Raw genomic sequence first — 18,309 nt, forward strand, 5'->3', positions numbered from 1 at the left:
TGTCCAGCCTCTCCAGACTCCGCGACACCAGACACACGACTCCCCCTTGTTTCACGCACCGACGAGCTCGGGTTGCTCACCGAAACTGGAAACAGCCAGGCCGTGCCGGGTCCGGCAGCCCACCTTCGCGAACAGCCGGGTGAGGTGCTTCTCCACCGTCTTGGTGCTCACCTGCAAGGCCAGCGCGATCTGCCGGTTCGTCTTGCCCAACCGGATCAACTCGACGATGCGCCGTTCCATCTCGGTAACCCCCGCATTGCGGCCGCGGCGGGCCCGGACGGTCACACCGCAGTCCGCCATGACGCGCTTGGTGGTGGCGATCAGCCGGGCCGCGCCGGTCTCGCACACCAGTTCGTAGGCGATGTCCAGCCACCGGCGAGGTTCCTCGGACAGCACGCCAAGCCGCTGGCACACCTGGATCAGTTCGAATCGGGTGCCATGTGCCCGGATCACCCGCTCGGCGGCGCACAGACATCGCACGTCCCGCTCGACGATTCCCTTCACGAGCAGGCTCGTGCCGTGCGCAGGCCCGTAACGACCCCGGGTCCGCCACAACACGTTGCGCGCGGCCTCCCGGTCACCGAGGTCGGCAGCGATCGTCGCCAGCCGGAGCAGCAGCCGCGCCGCACCCGGTTCCTCCATGCGATCGGAGTTCGCCGCGAGCCATGCCCACCCCTCGGCCAAGGCACCTTCCGGGTCGCCGCCGTGCACCCGGAGGCCGGCCTGCACCCAAGCTCGGAGCGCGGGGAAGGCCGTGTTCTCGTCCACCGAGCTCAGCCACGCGGTCGCCTGGCGGTCTTCCGCGCGCCATCCGCAGATGTCCGCGGCCAGCAGGCGCGCGGCGTCGTGCAGAAGCTTTCCCGCGGCGGGCGTCAACTCCAGCTCGCGTGCCGCGCTGAGCGCTTCGCTCCATCGGCCGTCGACGTAGCCGGTGCGGACCCGGTGGAACAAGGTGACCGGCCCACCGGCCGGAGCCGAATAGTGCGATCCGAGCAGCGCGCGCAGCACCGGCACCAGGTCCGGGAAGGTGCTGCCGTCGACGACCCGCGTGGTCTGCTGCGCAAAGCAGGAGAAGCTGTCGGTGATCGCGTCGACGAGCTGGTGCACACCGCCGGTTTCCCCGGCGAACCAGCGGTCGGCCAGCCGGATGGCGGGACCGGCGAGCACCCTGCCGATCTGCTCGGGCACCGGGCACCCGGTGTGCAGGGCGGCCAAGGCCGCGGCTGCGGCCAGTTCGGTCCGCTTGTCCTGGTCGGCGATCTCGTGGCCGGCGGCGGCCACCTCCGCCGCGACGAGATCGCGCAGCTGCCCGTACTCGCCGTTGGCGATGTAGTGCGCAAGCGGCTTGACCGGCCGGGCTTTGCCCGCGGCCGATCCATCCGCGCAAGCCACCGCGGCACCGACGGCCGGGGCCACGCAGCGCAGCCTGCCGTCTTCGCCGTGCACCAGGATTCCGGCGCGGACCAGCCGGTCCGCCGCCCTGCCGTAGTCGTCCGCCGCGTGTCCCGCCTCGTCGGCGAGGTCCGGAATGCGGTCGACCCGCAGGCCCTGCTCGGTCGCAGCCACCGCAACCAGTCGCTTCCCGGTCGCGTCGAGGTGACCGACCAGACGATGGCCCGGTGGCAGCGGGATCGGCGCGTGCAGCTCGCGCAGCGCGAGCACGCCGTGCACTTTCGCCAGCCGTCCCTGATCCAGCAGATGGTGCACCGTGGAGACCAGGGCGGCGGCGTTCCCGTACAGCGGGCCGAGCGCTGCTTGCAGTGCTTTCGGCACCGCTTCGTCCAGCGGACCGGGTGCGAGCTTGGTCAACAGGCGGGCGATCTCGTCGTCGGTCAGCGGCCCGAGCTCCACCACGGCGTCGGCGAACCGGCACAGTTCGATCGAGGTCGCGGTGGCGCATGCGGCGACCACCGCGTGGCCCGCCCGGTGCATGGAAGCCAGGGCACTCACCGGAACCCGATCGGCGTCGTCGACGACGATGACGAGCTGCCGTTTGATCCGGCAGAGCAGCACGCTGATGGCGCCGAGCAGCCGGTGGCGGCGGCCAGGGGCGGCGTAGGACTCCGGCACGGCGAGCTTGCTCAAGCCCTCGATCGCCTCGGCGAGGCGGGTGCCTTCACCGAGCACTTCGAAGTCCGCGCGCACCGCGTCGAGCAGCGCACGGGCGCGGAACTCGTCCCACGCCGGGTCGTCGGAGACGCCGCCGAGATCCAGGACGGCCGCCTCGGTCTCGGCACAGAACCGGCGCAGCAGTGAGGTCTTGCCGCTGCCCGCGTCCCCGCGCACCACCACCAGCGCGGGCTTGCTCGTGTGCTGGTGCAGGGCGTCGAGTTCCGCACGTCGCCCGACGAAGTCGTGACTCGGTCGTTTCATCGAGCGACACCTCGCTTCCACGATCGCGCGAGGCCGGAAGGCGCTTTCGTGCCGTCGCGTGGTCTGGTCACGAAAGTGGGAAACCGGGCCTGGTGCCGGCTTCCGGCCACGGCTTCCGTCGGCGTTGCCTGGCGGTTCGTGGAGGCCGTCGGCACCGGGGCGGCGGCCTCCGGTTCTCGGGCGGCGGCCGCCTGCCCGGCGCACGTCAGACCACCGGCCACGTCGACTCCTTGAACCGTCCACACCCGGCACACGTGGGAAGAGCTGAAAGTGGTTCAGATCATTCCGAGGACGGCTCATGCTGGAGGAGATCCTCGCGGCGCGAGGTCCGCTCGTCGTCGTCACCGGCGCCACCGGCACCGGCAAGACGACCCTGCTCGCCCAGCTGAGCGACCGCTTGCGGGAGGAAGGGCACGAGGTCACCGCGGTCACCGTGACGGCCAGCGCGGACGTGCTGCCGATCCGGTTCGAGCCTGGCGAGCACACCGTGCGGCTGGAGTCGCCGGACCGCGCCGCGACCCTGTTCGGCCCGGTCCCGGGTGCCGCAGAGGACGCCGAGCTGGCGCGCCGGGCGGCGGCGATGATCGCCGGCCAGCTGTATCCGAAGGGTGTGCTGCTGATCGACGACGCGCACTGTCTGGACCCCGATTCGCTGGCGGTGCTGCGAGCCTTGATCCGCGCGCGGGTGCGCTGCGTGTGCACCGCGGAGCCGGGTCACGGTCCCCTGCCTGAGCTCAGCGAGCTGATCGCGAGCGAGATGGTCGATCGGTTCCGGCTGGCACCGTTGTCCCGTGGCGCCGTCGCGCACGAGATCACCAGGATGCTGACCGCGAAGCCGGAGCCGGCGCTCGTCGATCGGGTGCGGGAGATCTCGCGCGGCCTGCCTGCCGCGTTGCAGGACACCGTCGACGCGATGCGTGCGAACGGTTCGATCCAGGTGGTGGACCGGCGGGCGTACCTGATGCGCCCGCACACCCACTTCGCCCCGGCTGCGGAGACGCAGCTTCTTCGTGCGATCCGGGCGCTGGGAGACGACTGCTGGACGGCCGCGAAGGCGTTGTCCGTGCTGATCCCGCTCGGACCGAGGGTGCCGAACCTGCTCGCCACGAGCACGGGCATACCGCAGGACCAGGTGGCGGGGATTCTGGGACGGCTGCGCCGCGCCGGTGTGGTGCACCTCGGCCGGACGTGGCGCTTCGTCGTGCCGCTGGTTCGCGCGGCACTGCTGGCGTCACTCGGCCCGTTCGAGCGGCGGCGATTGTCCGCAGCGCTGGTCGAAGCCATCTGGGAACACGGTGTCCCGGCCAATTTCGATCCGGACGAGATGGCGGACCGGGTCGCCGATGCCGGCATTCTGGTCGATGCCGATCGGGCCCTTCGTGAGTTGCTGCATCAGGTGCAGGTGACGCATTACGAGCGGGCGGAGTCGGCGGTGCGCTGGTTGGCGGCGGCCGTGGACCTGGCTCCGGCCGGGATCGAGCGGGGCAAGGTCCTGCTCCAGTACACGGTGACCTGTTTCCTGCTCGGCGAGTACGACCAGACGCTGACCGGTGTGCAGCGGATCCTCGCCGAGCACGTCGCGCACCTGTCGCCGGACGCGCTGCAAGAGGTGCACGAGCTGGCCACCAGATCGCTGCGGGCGCTCGGGGAGCACGAGGCACTCCGGGAGATCGCGGCCGGGGACTGCCGCTGGCCGGGGACTCCGGCACAGTTGAGCGTGACCCGGGCATTGGCCATGGGGCATCTCGACCGCTGGCAGGAAGCAGCAGACCTGCTGCGGACCACCGAATCGGAGTGGCGGAGCGCCAGCCCGGCCACGGTCATGCTCGGCGAGCTGACCTGGGCGCTGGCCGAGCTGTGGACGGGGAAGCCGGAGCGGTTCGAACGGCGGCTGACGGCCGCGCAGCTGGAATTGTCGGGCAAGACCCAGATGAGCAGGCGTACGGAGTTCGAGGGGCTGCTGACCGCGCTGCTGACCATCGGGGACGTCGGGAGGGCCGAACGCCTGCTGGCTGCGCACGAGTTCACCGAGAATCAGCTGCCGCTGTACTGCCGGTCCATGCTGGCGGCCACCCGCGGTCACGCGACGGAAGCGGTGGACTTCGCCCGCCGGAGCATCGCGGGTACGGAGGAGCACGGCCGGGAGGCCCGCGCGGCGGGGATGTACGTGAGCGCGGTGTGGATGCTCGTCGCCCGCGGCGAGCTGATCACCGCGCAGCAACTGCTGGCCGCCGCCCGCGCCACCCCGCCGATACTCGGTCACTTGGTGGAGGTCGCGGAAGCTTTGGTCGAGCGGGCTTTCGGCGACGAGGAAGCCGCCCGCCTCCGCCTGTTCCGGTGCGCGTCAGAGACGTCGGAAGCGCAGCTCACGGTCGGTCTGGAGCTGGTGTGGAGCGAGCTGATCGACATGGCGCTGGCGCGCGGCGACCGCGCGGAGGCCGAACAGGGACTGGCCGCCCTGGAGCGCCTGCCCCAGACCGAGCGCACCAGGCTGCTGACACTGCTGGCCCGCGCCATGGTGGACAAGGACGAGGATGCCGCCCGGGAATGCGAGAAGCTGGCCAGGGAGCGGGCGCAGCCCTTGGAGCTTGCGCTGGTGCTGCAGCGACTCGTGCATCACGGCGGAGCCGAGCCGCGGCTGCTGTCGGACGCGTACGAGCTGCTCGGCAGCCTGGACGCGGTGCTGTACCGGGCCTGGGCCCGCAACCTGATGCGGGAGCACGGCGTGAAGGTGCCCGGCCGGAAGGAGACCGTGGCCGAGAACGAGCGGCTGCTTGCCATGCTGGCCGCCGCCGGGCTGACGAACAAGCAACTGGCCGCGGCCCTGCGGACCAGCGAGAAGAGCGTGGAGGGCCGGTTGTCCCGGCTGTTCCTGCACACCGGGTACCGGTCCCGCATCGAACTGTCGACGGCGATCCTCAACGGCGAGTACCTGAGCGAATGCGCGTAAGCGGGACTCGGCCGGCTCGGCTGCCGACGGCTCGGCGCGGCTGGCGCATCGCCGGGAATGACGGACGGCTGTGCAAGCGGGCGACTGCGGCCGCTACCCTAAGCAGGGAAGCCCTCGTAGCTCAGGGGATAGAGCACCGCTCTCCTAAAGCGGGTGTCGTAGGTTCGAATCCTACCGGGGGCGCGCAGGTCACAGGCCTTTTCGACCCCTCGCCGGACCTCCGGCGTGGTGCGCGTATGGCGCGAAACTTCGTTGCTGTGGTGCATGACTCGCACCACGAGCGCCGGTCCGAGTCGTCAGCGCAGCCGGATCGAGACCCTCCCCAGCGATGCGCTGCGGGTCGTCGTGTGCGCGGGGACCGACCGGGTGACGGGCAAGCGTCACTACCTCCGCGAGGTCATCCCTGCTGGTCCGAAAGCGGCCGACGAGGCCGAACGGGTGTGCGGCTTGTCAATCAGGCGAACGAGCACGCAATTCGCGAACCCGCGCCACGGTCAACGAGCTCGTAGACCGGTACCTCGAGCACCTGGACGTCGAACAAACGACCCACAAGCAGTGCGAAGAGGGACATGTCCCTATCCCTGGCCAGGATCCCTCTCGTTGCGGCTGCGTGTGATCACGTTCGGCTAGGGCGGCTCTAGGTCGGCGCGGACACCTTCACCCCATCGGACTTCACGACCGGAACACCTGCCTCGGCGAGAACTTTCGCGAGATCCCGAAGGCTCCATAGCTCGTACTCGTGCGGCATGGCTCGTAGTCGTGCGGCCGAAGCTCTACGAGCCGCGACAGCACCACCCGTGCGCGTACTCGCTTTCCGCCGCGTATCACCTTGGCGATGTCAGCCAAGTGATCGACCGGCGCGGCTTGGCGGCGAGGCGAAGAACGTCGACAACGTCGAGAACCTGAGTATCGCACGGGTCGACCGCAACAACTCACGCGATTCATCCCCGTCGAACGGATCTACCCTGCAATCCTCGAGGAAGTGGAGACCGCCGAGTGACCGATACAACCCCGCAGCCTGCCATAGCGGCCGCCGTCATCGTGCACGAAGGCCGTCTCCTGCTCGTCCGTCGGCGCATCAAGGAAGGCAGCCTGTCTTGGCAGTTCCCAGCTGGCGAACTCGAGCCGGGCGAAGACCCCGAAGACGCGGCGGTCCGCGAAACTAGAGAAGAAACCGGACTCGTCGTCAAGGCAACCAAGGTACTCGGCGAACGCGTCCACCCTGCCACCGGGCGCACGATGATCTATGTGGCCTGCTATGTGCTCAGTGGTAAAGCCACTGTTGCCGACGAGGATGAGCTCGACGACATTGCCTGGACCAACCGCGACTCCTTGAACAACTACATTCCTCATCCTCTTTTCCAGCGAATCAATGACCACCTTGCCAAGAAGCTCGAATAATCTGTTCCCACAGGCTGATTCAATTTACACCCGCAAACCAGCTACCCGTAGTCAATCTGTGAAGCACACCCAGTAGAGCACTTACTCGAATCACCATCCTTGCACCTGTACAATTTGGCCTTCAGGGCAGAACTCGTCCCAACTCCAAGACTTTCGTACTGTCGTCCAGCAGGAACTTCTGTCCATTTGTCCGGGTTCCTGTGAATGCTGCTCTCATGAGTGGTTCGGCGCGGCCGGGTGATGTCGACTCTCCTTCGGTCATTACCATCCGGTACGGGAGGTGATGATCGCTAGTGTGGTCACCCGTTGGCCGGCGCGGTGCGGCCTTTCTGCTCCTGGTGCAGGCGGTCGGTGCCCGGCATGAGCAAGGAAACGGAGGTGCCGTGAACCTGTTTCGGCGGATAGCTGCCTTGCTTGCAGCAGTCGTAGCAGCGGCGACACTCAATGCCGGCTCAGCGGCAGCGATCGACAATGTCCCCTGTGGCAACCGCGACGACTTGATGAAAATCTGGTTGCACATGAGTGGAGGCTCGCCGGAACCCTACTGTTTCGCCAACGGCGGCGAGTATCACCTGTGGGGGCTTGGCTGGTGGGTCACCAAGATTTGGACCGGCAACAATCGTGTCCAATGGTATGGCGACGGCCGGTGGCAGCCCGCTCAACCGATCGGAAAGTGGACTACGTTCAGGTGGCCCAATCACCCGGGCGGAGTAAGAGTCGAAGGATTTAGAATCCTGTAAGAGCGGTTCGTTCGGGGCCGGCGGGAGGGTGACCGTCACCGCCCGCCTACCGGCCCACCGATTCGATCGCACCTGATCACCGTCGGCAAACACTCACAATAGTTGATCTTTGTTGATGCTGCTCCACTCGAAATAGGTTGTGTCACACGCACGAGCGCGTTGCTTTCGCCACGGCCCTCGCCGATACCGGCACCCAGTCTCGAATCGGCCGACGCGCCCCACACCGCTCAGGGCTTCTTTGATGTTGGCGCGACCAGGCATCGGCCAACGCGTCCGACTGTCCTCTTGTCGCCGTACCTCTTGTCGCTGACCGCGGCGGCGGCTTCCCCGACGAATCGCCGTGACCGCGGCGGCTTCTCCGACGGATTGCTGCGAGCGCCGCGGCGAGCGATCTTCGGCGCGCGAGCACGGAGAAGAAAGGCCGCGCCTGAACTCCTACCGTGCTGCGCGCCGAAGCTCCACCGGAAACCGCCGGCGTCCCGCCGGAGACTTCGCTATGAAACCTGGTCGACCCACTCGACCGCTGCCTGGAAGAACTCGGTGCGGTTCAGGGCAAGATTCAGGTCGTGACCGCCGTTGGGAAGCAGGAAGAAGTCGATCGATTCCGCCTGCGGGAACCTGTGTCGTTCGGCCGCCCGCAACGTCGCCATGTCGTGGCACGGCTTGAGTCCGCAGAAGAAGACCGTGTCCTTCGTACCCATTGCGAGCATGACCGGCGCGGTGACGAGCTCCGAATGCGGGCCGAACGTCGGGAGCGGGAACGTGGCGAGCTCTCCTGCGGTGATCACCGTTCCGTGCCGGCAGTCCTCGGCGACAACGGCCGGATCGTAGTTGCCGGGAGCGTAGAAATTGCGTTCCCGCGAAGCGCAGTTCGCTCCGAAGTCCCCGAGGGGCTGGTCGGCCAGGTCCGGGGAGACCATCGGGGCGGGCTGAAGTACTTTGCCGGTCGCCAGATCGGCCATGAACTTCACGCTGGGCGTATGGGTGAAGCCGGTGAGCATGAGTCCGTCGACGTCACGGTATTGGGCGGCTTCCTGCAGCACGATGATCGACCCGAGGGAATGCCCGACCGTGATGACTTTCCGGAACTTCTTGCCGCCGATCTCGCCGCGACGGAGCTTGCCGGCCACCTGATGCACCGTGGCCGCATCGGCCAGCACGGTGACGACGGCGGACGGCAGGCGGTCACTGTTGCCCGTGTTGAAGCGGTCCAGGGCGAACGTTGTCTGACCGTGCTGCGCTGCGTACCGGGCGTAGGAGTAGCCGGAGATCGGGAAGTCCCAATAGGTGTGGTCGTAGGTCGAGCCGGGCACCAGGATCTGCACGGTGTCGCTGCCGACGCCGGATGACGGGCCACACAACGTGCCGGAAACCATGTGTGTGCCGACAGCACCGAGCGATATCGGCACGCGGTGCTCGGAACACGTGACGTCGGCGGCGCCAGCGGCTGGTGCGGCGGTCAGCGTTCCGCACAGCAGAGCCACACCGGCGATCACCGATCCGAGGGAGCGGAGGATCAGTCGTCTCATCGGGGTGCCTTTCTCGTGCGCGCCGGGATGAGCCATCAAGAGGCCGATCACGGCAGGGTCGGGGAGGAGCGGCCGAACGGCCGGACGGCAACCAAACATACGGTAGGTTGATTTGCTCCGAAAAGAGCACTAGGGCACCCCAGGGAGAGCATCACCCCTTCGGATGAATGGCCTGATACCCGCCTTGCCCAGTCCTGATGTGATCCGGTACACATCACCATTCAAACGGCCGGTAGGTACCGTCTGCGCGCCCAGCCGTGCAACGGCGCACGCGAAAGGATGGTCTATGAGCGCACCAGCAGGCAGGCAGTTGGAGCACGGTCCCGGCGCGGCTGCGAAATCGGTGGCAAGGCGACGTTTCCTGACCTACCTGGTCGCGGCGCCCGTGCTGACCGTCGCGGCAGAACGCTCCTTGAGCGCTTTGGCCACCCCGACTGCCGCGGCAGCGATCCCGTCACCACCGCAGCCTGCCAACATCATCGACATCGGCGAGATCGTCGTACTCGCCACGCGGCCCACCGCTGCCATCGGCTTCCAGATCCGCGTCAACGAGGACGGAACAGTCGACGTGTCGATGCCACGGGAGGAAGTGGGCCAGGGCCTGAGCACCGTGGCGGCCATGCTCGTCGCCGAGGAGATGGACGTCCCCCTCGGGAAAGTCCGGATCTCGCTCGCCGACGCGCGCCCCGAGCTGCTCTTCAACCAGCTCACCGGTGCGTCCAGTGGTGTTCGGTCGATCTACCACCCGGCGCGCGCCACCGCAGCGGCCGCACGCGCCAGGCTGCTTGAGGTGGCGGCCCGCCGATGGGGTGTCTCACGTGACGAGCTGACGGTCGCCGACGGCGTCATTCGGGCGCGGGACGGTCGTACGACGACATACGGCGACGTCACGAAGGAAGCCGCACGGGCCGACCTGCCGGAGCTGAAGGTCAAACCCAAGACGAAGAACCGCTCCCGCTACATCGGCAAGCCGGCCAAAAGGGTGGACGGGCGCAAGATCGTCACGGGCGCCAACACCTACACCCTCGACGTCGACGTTCCAGGGGCCAAGCCGTGCATCGTCCGCAGGCCGCCCACGATCAGCGGCACCGTGCGCTCGGTTCGCAACGTCGGTGCCGTCAAGCGGATGCCCGGTGTCGTCGCGGTGACCACGATCCCGTCGGGTGTGGCCGTGGTCGCTGACACGTTCGACTACGCGCTCAACGCCGTCAACGCTCTCGACGTCGACTGGGGCCCGGGAAGCATCGACAACCTCTCCGACGAGAACGTCCGCGCCAAGCTGCGCGCCATGGCCCCGAAACTCGACGTGCCCGAGGTCGGCGTGAAGTCGATCGTCGGCGAGTTCGACTTCGCGTTCGCCACCCACGGCGCAGTCGAAATGAATGCAGCGGTGGCCGATGTGCGGGACGGTCGCGCCGAGGTGTGGGCAGCCTTGCAGGCCCCGGTCGTCGCGCAGGAGGAGATCGCGCGCACGCTCGGCATTCCCATGAACAAGGTCGTGGTGCACGTGATGCCGAGCGGCGGGTCGTTCGGCCGTCGGCTGTTCCACGAACCGGCGGTGGAAGCGGCGCTGGTGTCGAAGGCCGTCGGCCGTCCGGTCCGGTTGCTGTGGCACCGCACCGACGACATCCGCCACGGTCGTGTTCACCCGGCCAAGCACCACCGCATTCAGATGACCTACGCCGCCGGCAATGTGGTCACCTACCAGCACCACGTCACGTCGGTGTCCACCGACATCGGCCACGGCTTCGGCGACGTGCTCACCGCGAAAGTCGCCGACATCCCCATCGCAGGCAACGCCTCGATCGCGCAGGTCGCTTTCCACACCATGATCCACTGCCCGTACAACTTCGGCGTGGTCACCGAGACCCTCTCCGAGTGGACGCTGCCGATGCACACCGGGAGCTGGCGTTCGGTGTGGTCGGTGACCACGCGGGGCGTGGAAGAGGTCATGGTCGACGAGGTGGCCGCCGCGCTCGGCAAGGACCCGGTGGAGTTCCGCCGCCGCTTCCTCAAGACGGCCCGGCAGCGCGCGGTGCTGGACAAGGTGGCCGAGGTCGGGCAGTGGGGCAAGCCGATGCCGAAAGGCTGCGCGCAAGGCGTGGCCGTGCACGACGAGTCGAAGTCCTGCACCGCCTGCCTGGTGGAGGTCGACGCCCGCGACCCTAAGCATCCCCGGGTGACGAAGGCCGTGATCGCCGTCGACCCCGGCCTGGCGGTCAACCCCAGCGGAGTCGAGGCGCAGATGCTCGGCGGCCTCACCGACGCCATCTCGCTGGCGTTCCGGGCTCGGCTGCATCTGGTCAAGGGCCGATTCCTGGAGGGCAGCTTCGCCAACTTCCACTACGCCCGGCAGAAGGACAGCCCGCGGGAGGTGCAGGTGATCGTGATGCCGCCGACTACCGGCGAGCCCGGCGGCGTCGGCGAGCTCGGCCTGGCTGCACCGTTCGGCGCCGTGGTCAACGCCTATGCCAGGGCGACCGGCACGAAGCCGCGCAGCTTCCCGATCTTCTCCGAGCTCGACTTCACCCCGTACCCGCCGAGCACGCTTCCCCGACCGCCTATGCAGGCGCCGCCTGCCAAGCCGTAAGGAGCCGCCATGCCGAAGCACACGTTCGTCCTCAACGGCAAGAAGGTCACCGTCGACGCGCCGGACGATCACTCGCTGCTGTGGGTCCTGCGGGACATGCTGGGGGTCACCGGACCCAAGTGCGGCTGCAACCTCAACGTCTGCAAGGCCTGCACGTGCCTGATCGACGGTGTCGAGTTCACTCCGTGTGCCACCCGCGTGGCCGACGTCGCCGGGCGCGAGATCACCACGATCGAAGGGCTTGCCGACGGCGACAAGCTGCACCCGGTGCAGGAGGCGTGGCTGGAGTACGACGTCTCGCAGTGCGGCTTCTGCCAACCCGGTCAGATCATGAAGGCGGTCGGCCTGCTGAACCGGAAGGCGACGATCACCGACGACGACATCGACGAGATCGAGAACGTCTGCCGGTGCGGGTCCTACGCCAGGATCCGGGAAGCCATCAAAGCTGCCGCAACCAAGATGCGGTGAACATGTCCGCCGGACGGAGCCGCGGCGCCTCGCCGCGGCTCCGCTGTTTTCCCATCCCGACGTGGCTCGTTGTCGGCTGCTGCGGCACACCCCGTCGCGCTGCCTCGGCCTTCTCCCCGGATCTCCGTTCGCCTCGCCCCCGTAATTCGCCGTCGCAACCCCGTGGCCCGGGCTTCGGTCACCGAGCGTCGGCGCACGGGTCGGCCAAGGGGCGACTCCGCCACGGGCATTTCCTGCGCACGGGTCGAACGGCGGCAAGGCCGCCTCCCCGGTGCACGATCCGCGCAGCTCGGCCAAGGGGCGACTCCACCACTGGCATCTCCTGCGCACAGCCGACCATGGGACAACTCCACCGCTGGCATTTCGACTTACCAGTCAGTTAGTCTCGGGCGAGCTGATCGCCGTCGCCCCGGGGGAGCCCGTTCAGTGTCGATCCCCCGCGGGCGATCGGCGCTTTCGAGCCACGAGAAATGAGGGCGTGGTGACGGAACCTGTGACACATCGACCGGGCAACCGGTGTGCGTCCGGCGGCGATGCCGTCGAGCAACGCACGGAAACGGGCTCAGGAGGATCGCCGTCGGGCGGGCTGCATGCCGACATACGACGGGCGCTCACGATGTCTCCGGAACACCGATCGACCGTCGTCGACGGCTGTGTCATCCGCTGGCTGGCGTGGGGCGAGCCGCGTGGTCCCGCGGTGCTTTTCGTGCACGGCGGCGCGGCGCACAGCTGGTGGTGGAGTTTCACCGCCCCACTGCTGGCCGACCGTCACCGGGTGCTGGCGATCGACCTGTCCGGGCACGGGGACAGCGACCGCCGTGAGCGGTACTCGTTCACGACATGGGCGGCCGAGATCAACGCGGTGCTCGACGTCGAGTCGAGTACCGACCCGGTGCTCGTCGGACACTCGATGGGCGGCATCGTCGCCACCGTCGCGGCCGTGCACCGGCAGGGCCCACTAGCCGGGTTGGTCCTTGTCGATGCGCCGCTGTCGAACGCGCACATCTCCAATTTCGACGGCGAGCACGGCACGCTCGGCCGGACCCGGACGTATCGGACCAAGGACGAGGCTGTCGCGCGATTCCGGCCGCTGCCTCCGCAGCCAGTGACGTCGGACGAGCTGGTCGCGCACATCGCCCGGCACAGCGTGCGGAGGACCCCAGACGGCCAGTGGACGTGGAAGTTCGACCCGAGCGCCTTCACCAGGATTCAGCCCGACCGCCCGGCGGAGCTGTGGAGCCTGATCCATCGGTTGACCTGCCCCGTCGGGGCCATCGTCGCCGAGCGCTCCACCGTGGTGATTCCGCAGGACCGCGCGCGCCTGACCGGACCGCAGGACGGCAGCCACCCGCGAATAGCCTGCCAGCTCCTCGACGGCAACCACCACGTGATGCTCGACCGGCCGGTGGAACTGGTCCAGGCGCTACGTGCGCTGCTCGACGAATGGTCTGACGGCGCGACGGACGAAGGAGGGACGGCGTGAGACGTCGGCGTTGTGTCGTGACGGGGGCTGGCTCGGGAATCGGAGCAGCCGTGGCCAGGTCGTTCCGCGAGGACGGTGAGGAAGTGCTCGGCGTCGACCTCGCCGGTGCGGACATCGACGCCGATCTCGCCGGGCAAAGCGGACGGGAAGCCGCAGTCGCCGAGATCGCCACCCGGTACGACGCTGTGGACGTGGTTGTGGCGTGTGCCGGGTCGGCGCGTCCGGTGCCCGAAACCGTCAGTGTCAACTTCTTCGGGGTCGTGCGCCTGCTGGAAGGCTTGCTGCCGCGGTTGTGGCGGGCAGAGCGTCCCCGTGTCGTCGTGATCACGTCCGTCGCAGCCGTGCACCGTGCCCTGCGGTCGGTCGTCGAGGCATGCCTGACGGGTGACGAACACGCGGCCGTGACGGAGGCCCGGCGCGCGGTAGACACCGGGAAAGCCGCCGGCATCTACACGTCGTCGAAGCAGGCGCTGGCCCGATGGGTACGCCGCAGCGCCCCGACATCACAATGGGCCGGCAACGGCGTGACCCTCAACGCGGTCGGCCCTGGCGTCGTGCTGACACCGATGATCGAAGACCAATGGCGTGACCCCGTCGGCAGGAAAGCTCTGACCGAGCAGGTGCCGATGCCACTGACCGGAGAGCCGGTCGACGTGGGACAAATCGTCCGCGCCGTACGCTTCCTGGCCGCTCCGGACAACGAAGCGATCACCGGCCAATGCCTGTATGTCGACGCGGGCGCCGACGCGACCTTGCGTACTGATTCCTGCTGGTGAGTGCGGCGGGCGACGACGAACGACCTGAGTCACCCGGCTGACACGGCAGGCGGCTCCACCTGCGCGTTCCCGCGGGTGCACATGCGGCCTTCGGCTCCGGCAAACGCGAATCCCGGCCCGAAGCCGGGCCAAGTGTGGACGCAGCCCGGCGCCGGCCCCACGGCGCACGCGCACCCGGCGCGACGAATCACGGTGACCGTGGTCCGACCCCGGGGGAACCGGGCAAATCACGTCGACGGGGCAGTTGACCTGGATCACATTGCTCCTATACTCCTTAACAACCAGACGGATGGTAGGTACTCCGGCGCCCGATCGCGGGCGCCGTACGCCTCAAAGGAGTGGCGAGCATGACGGGTCAGTACGACGGAGTGCGACCGGAGCCGAAGTGGGTGCGCGCCGAGACGATCGGCGACCTGCTGGACAGCAGGGCGGAAAAGCTGGGTGACAACGTCGCCCTGGCCTTCCCCAGCGAGAAGACGACCTACCGGGAGCTCGCCAAGCGGGCCGAGGAGTACGCACGCGGCCTGCTTGCCCTCGGGGTCGACCGCGGTGACCGGGTCGGCATCCTGCTTCCCGCCGGGCCAGAGCTGGTGGCCTTCCTGTTCGCCGCGGCCAAGATCGGCGCGATCGCCGTGCCGGTGAACTCCCGGTTCAAGACGGTGGAGCTGGAGCACATCGTCCGCCACTCCGGCATGAAAGTCCTGCTGACCACCGCCACCGAGATGAACTCGCCGCTCGAGCTGCTCAAGGCGACCTTCGCCGAGCTGGCCGGTGCCGCCGGACCCGATCTGGACCTGGAGTCGTTGCCCGAGCTGCGGCACGTCGTCGTGCTGTCCGGTGCCGGACCGGACGACCGGTTCGCGCGCGGCGTGGACGAGCTGATCGCCGCCGGCGAGTCGGTGCCGGTCGAGCGGGTCGCCGAACGCCAGCGTTCGGTGCGGCTGCGCGACACGATGATGCTGGTCTACACATCGGGCACCACGGCCGCCCCCAAGGGCGCCATGCTCAGCCACGAGGCGGTCAGCCGGCTGACCACGGGCATTGTCGAGCGGCTCGAGCTGACCGGCGACGACAAGGTGTGGACCGCGATCCCGCTGTTCCACGGCGGTGGCATCAGTTTCCTGATCAGCACGCTGAGCGCGGGCGCCACGTTCGTCCACCCGGGCTTCTTCAACCCGGACACCACGCTTCCGCTGCTGATCGAGAACAAGGTGACCGTGGCGCTGGCCGCGTTCGAGACCATCTGGCTGCCCGTGCTGTCGCGCTACCAGCCGGACGAACACGACCTGTCGTCGATCCGCGTCGTCATGGTGGTCGGCGTCGAGGAGCGGCTGCGGCAGATGTCGAAGGCACTGCCGTGGGCCACCCAGGTCTCGTGCGTGGCGATGACCGAGTCGTGCGCGTTCCTGTCGCTGCACCGGCTCGACGACCCGTACGAGGTGCGCATGACCACCGGCGGCCGGCCGATGCCCGGCATGGAGGTCCGCGTCATCGACATCGACACCGGCAAGGACGTTCAGCCTGGCAACCAGGGCGAGCTGCTGTTCCGCGGACCGAACATGTTCGACGGATACTTCCGCGACCCCGAGCTGACCGCCGAGGTCATCGACGAGGACGGCTGGTTCCACACCGGCGACATCGTGCGCTGGGACGCCGACGGGCAGATCACGTTCGTCAGCCGCGTGAAGGACATGCTCAAGGTGGGCGGCGAGAACGTCGCCGCGGCCGAGGTGGAAAGCCACCTCATCACCCATCCGGCGGTCAAACTCGCGCAGGTCGTGGCGGCGCCCGACGAGTACTACGTCGAGGTCCCCGCGGCGTTCATCGAGCTCAAGGAAGGTGCGCACGCGACAGAGCAGGAGATCATCGAGTACTGCATGGGCAAGCTGGCGACTTACCGGGTGCCGCGGTACGTCCGGTTCGTCACCGAGTGGCCGATGTCGGGTACGAAGATCAAGAAGGTCGTGCTGCGCGAGTGGATCGCCACCGAGCTGAAGGAGAAGGGCATCACATCCGCCCCCAAGCTGCCCGGCGGTGTGATCAGCCCCAAGGCCGAGGCCGCTTCTGCGTCCTGAGCGTGCTCGCCGGGCCGGCCCGGCGCGGAGGGGCGTCAGCCCTGAGCCGTGGCGGCTGTCCGCCAGCGCTCCCGGGCGGCCAGGCCGGCCTCACTCGCGATGCCGCGCACAGCCATGTCGGCGAAGTCGGTGGCAATCCTCTCCGGCGAGTACGGGCCGTCCGGCTTGAACCACCGGTAGAGCCAGTTCGTCGAGCCCAGGATGAACAGCGCAGCCAACTTCGGGTCGACGTCCTCGCGGACCTGACCGCGTTCGCGGGCTTCCTCCACCAGGCCGCGGAACACCGACTGGTACGTGTGCCCGCCGCCCAGCACCTCGGCGCGGCGTTCCTCCGGCAGGGAGGACAGCTCGTGCAGGAACACCGTCGTCGGAATGAGCGTGCGGCACGTGTGCACGACGTGCCCGTGAATGACGTTCTCGAGGCGTTCGAGCGGCTCGCCCGGGCGCTCGGCGAGCTGCCGCACGATCGACAGGCCGCGTTCGTGGACCGTGCTCACGACCTCGTACAGCAGGTCCTCTTTCGACTGGATGTAGTAGTAGAGGCTGCCTTTGAGCATGCCCACACGGTCGGCGATCTCCTGCAACGAGGCCTTCTCGTAACCCTTTTCGTAGAAGACCTGCGTGGCGACCTCGATGAGCTCCGCCCACCGTTCCTCACGCGGCTTTCGCTCGGCGGCGGTGCGCCTGAAGGTGCGTTCCGCCCTGTCGGGCATCGTGTGTCTCCTTGTCTTCGGCATCAGCACGTGCGTCCCGCGGGCCTGATCGTCCCCGATGAGCTGCGTGGAGCGCTGAGTCCGCACCGATGGTAGAGCCCTGCTGATCAGCTTGCCGGTCAGGTGGGAATCCGCGCTTCGAATAGGAAGGGAAGGACACTCGCACGAACGGACGGCCGAGGCAGACATCGCCGCGCAAGTCGCGCACGGCCGGTCCGGCCACCCGCCGCCTCGCCCGATGGCCGGGGGTCGGCGCGGCCACGTGCCGGGGTCTGCCGGGCTGCCGACGCGACGACGAGCGAACGCCACTGCGCCCGCCGCCGTGCCGATCCCCGATTTCTCGACATTCCACTAAACTACCAGACGGTAGATTGGTTTGCCCCGTCGAACCTGTTGACTTACCATTCAGTAAGCACTCAGTTGTGAGGACACCGTGCGCGAACGCTATGGAATGCTCAAAGTCGCCGTGGAGGACGGCATCGCCCTGGTCGGGCTCGACCGGGCCGACAAGCTCAACGCGCTGCCCTGCGAGTTCTGGACAGACATCCAGGATCTGCTGACGGACGCCGAGGCGGCCGAGGCTGTCCGGGTGCTCGTCCTCTACGGCGAAGGACGCTGCTTCTCGGTCGGCGGCGACATCAACGGGTTCGGCGAGCTCTCCGACATCCCCGCTCGCCGCCGCTATCAGGAGCTCGCGTTCGCCGCGTTCCGCGCACTGGAGAACTTCCCCAAGCCCACGATCGCCGCGGTGCACGGCTACGCGCTCGGCGGCGGTTGCGAACTGACGATGGTCAGCGACGTCGTGGTCGCCGACCGGACCGCCGAGTTCGGCACCCCCGAGGCGTCCGTCGGGCTCATGCCCGGGCTCGGCGTGGTGCGCGGCAGGGCCAACACCAACTTGCACTGGATGAAGTACCTGGTCTTCACCGGGGAACGGCTGTCGGCGGAGGACGCCCGGCTGGCCGGGCTGGTCAACTTCGTGGTCCCCGACGGGCAGCACGTCGAGGAGGCCAAGCGCCTCGCTCGGCTGATGGCAGCCAAACCCGCCACCGCGCTGCGCGTGGCCAAACGCATTCTCAGCCGCGGCAGCGACGAGGGGTACGACTACGCCGTCGAGGCCACCGCGCTGCTGCACAGCACCGAGGATCAGCACGAAGGCGTCGCGGCGTTCCAGCAGCGCCGGGCGCCCAAGTTCTCAGACAGGTAGGTCG

The 18,309-nt window shown here is 68.2% G+C and carries 11 protein-coding genes and 1 tRNA gene; 9 read left to right on the forward strand and 3 right to left on the reverse strand.

From position 1 onward, the window contains the following. Window positions 1–51 precede the first annotated feature (51 nt). The gene (locus tag CXP56_RS07510; RefSeq protein WP_028847487.1) at window positions 52–2,373 is read right to left on the reverse strand and encodes a helix-turn-helix transcriptional regulator; all 2,322 of its coding nucleotides are present in this window, start codon (window positions 2,371–2,373) and stop codon (window positions 52–54) included. A 298-nt stretch (window positions 2,374–2,671) separates the two neighbouring features. Here CXP56_RS07510 and CXP56_RS07515 point away from each other — a divergent pair, with 298 nt between their 5' ends. The 3 genes from CXP56_RS07515 (at window position 2,672) to CXP56_RS07525 (ending at window position 6,724) form a co-directional block, all read left to right on the forward strand. Further along, window positions 2,672–5,323 (forward strand): AAA family ATPase, encoded by a 2,652-nt coding sequence (locus CXP56_RS07515; RefSeq protein WP_286900552.1) that lies wholly within the window; start codon window positions 2,672–2,674, stop codon window positions 5,321–5,323. 110 nt (window positions 5,324–5,433) lie between these two features. Beyond that, window positions 5,434–5,506: transfer RNA gene (locus CXP56_RS07520), tRNA-Arg, on the forward strand. A gap of 813 nt (window positions 5,507–6,319) precedes the next feature. Beyond that, window positions 6,320–6,724, forward strand: coding sequence for an NUDIX hydrolase (locus CXP56_RS07525; RefSeq protein ID WP_286900553.1), 405 nt, complete (start codon window positions 6,320–6,322; stop codon window positions 6,722–6,724). 1,234 nt (window positions 6,725–7,958) lie between these two features. On the opposite strand, the gene CXP56_RS07530 is transcribed toward CXP56_RS07525, so the two are convergent. Beyond that, a complete protein-coding gene (locus CXP56_RS07530; protein WP_286900555.1) occupies window positions 7,959–8,993 on the reverse strand; it encodes an alpha/beta hydrolase in 1,035 nt (344 codons plus the stop codon). A 286-nt stretch (window positions 8,994–9,279) separates the two neighbouring features. Here CXP56_RS07530 and CXP56_RS07535 point away from each other — a divergent pair, with 286 nt between their 5' ends. From CXP56_RS07535 to CXP56_RS07555, 5 genes are all read left to right on the forward strand, one after another. Continuing rightward, window positions 9,280–11,583 carry a xanthine dehydrogenase family protein molybdopterin-binding subunit gene (locus CXP56_RS07535; RefSeq protein WP_286900556.1) on the forward strand — a complete coding sequence of 768 codons (2,304 nt, stop codon included), beginning with the start codon at window positions 9,280–9,282 and terminating at the stop codon, window positions 11,581–11,583. A 9-nt stretch (window positions 11,584–11,592) separates the two neighbouring features. Further along, window positions 11,593–12,051: a (2Fe-2S)-binding protein gene (locus CXP56_RS07540; protein WP_286900557.1), complete on the forward strand. Its 459-nt coding sequence runs from the start codon at window positions 11,593–11,595 to the stop codon at window positions 12,049–12,051. Window positions 12,052–12,667: 616 nt separating this feature from the next. After that, window positions 12,668–13,534 (forward strand): alpha/beta fold hydrolase, encoded by an 867-nt coding sequence (locus CXP56_RS07545; RefSeq protein WP_286900558.1) that lies wholly within the window; start codon window positions 12,668–12,670, stop codon window positions 13,532–13,534. Between the two features lie 17 nt (window positions 13,535–13,551). Then, window positions 13,552–14,310, forward strand: a complete 759-nt coding sequence (locus tag CXP56_RS07550; protein ID WP_286900581.1) for an SDR family oxidoreductase — start codon at window positions 13,552–13,554, stop codon at window positions 14,308–14,310. 347 nt (window positions 14,311–14,657) lie between these two features. Further along, window positions 14,658–16,385, forward strand: a complete 1,728-nt coding sequence (locus CXP56_RS07555; protein WP_286900559.1) for an AMP-binding protein — start codon at window positions 14,658–14,660, stop codon at window positions 16,383–16,385. 35 nt (window positions 16,386–16,420) lie between these two features. Here the strand turns inward: CXP56_RS07555 and CXP56_RS07560 are convergent, their stop codons facing one another. Then, window positions 16,421–17,098, reverse strand: coding sequence for a TetR/AcrR family transcriptional regulator (locus CXP56_RS07560; RefSeq protein ID WP_286900560.1), 678 nt, complete (start codon window positions 17,096–17,098; stop codon window positions 16,421–16,423). Between the two features lie 433 nt (window positions 17,099–17,531). On the opposite strand from CXP56_RS07560, the gene CXP56_RS07565 reads away from it, so the two are divergent. Beyond that, the gene (locus tag CXP56_RS07565; RefSeq protein WP_286900561.1) at window positions 17,532–18,305 is read left to right on the forward strand and encodes an enoyl-CoA hydratase/isomerase family protein; all 774 of its coding nucleotides are present in this window, start codon (window positions 17,532–17,534) and stop codon (window positions 18,303–18,305) included. The last annotated feature ends 4 nt before the right edge of the window (window positions 18,306–18,309 follow it).

The organism is Thermocrispum sp., from assembly GCF_002919275.1.
In the GTDB taxonomy this organism is placed as follows: domain Bacteria; phylum Actinomycetota; class Actinomycetes; order Mycobacteriales; family Pseudonocardiaceae; genus Thermocrispum; species Thermocrispum agreste.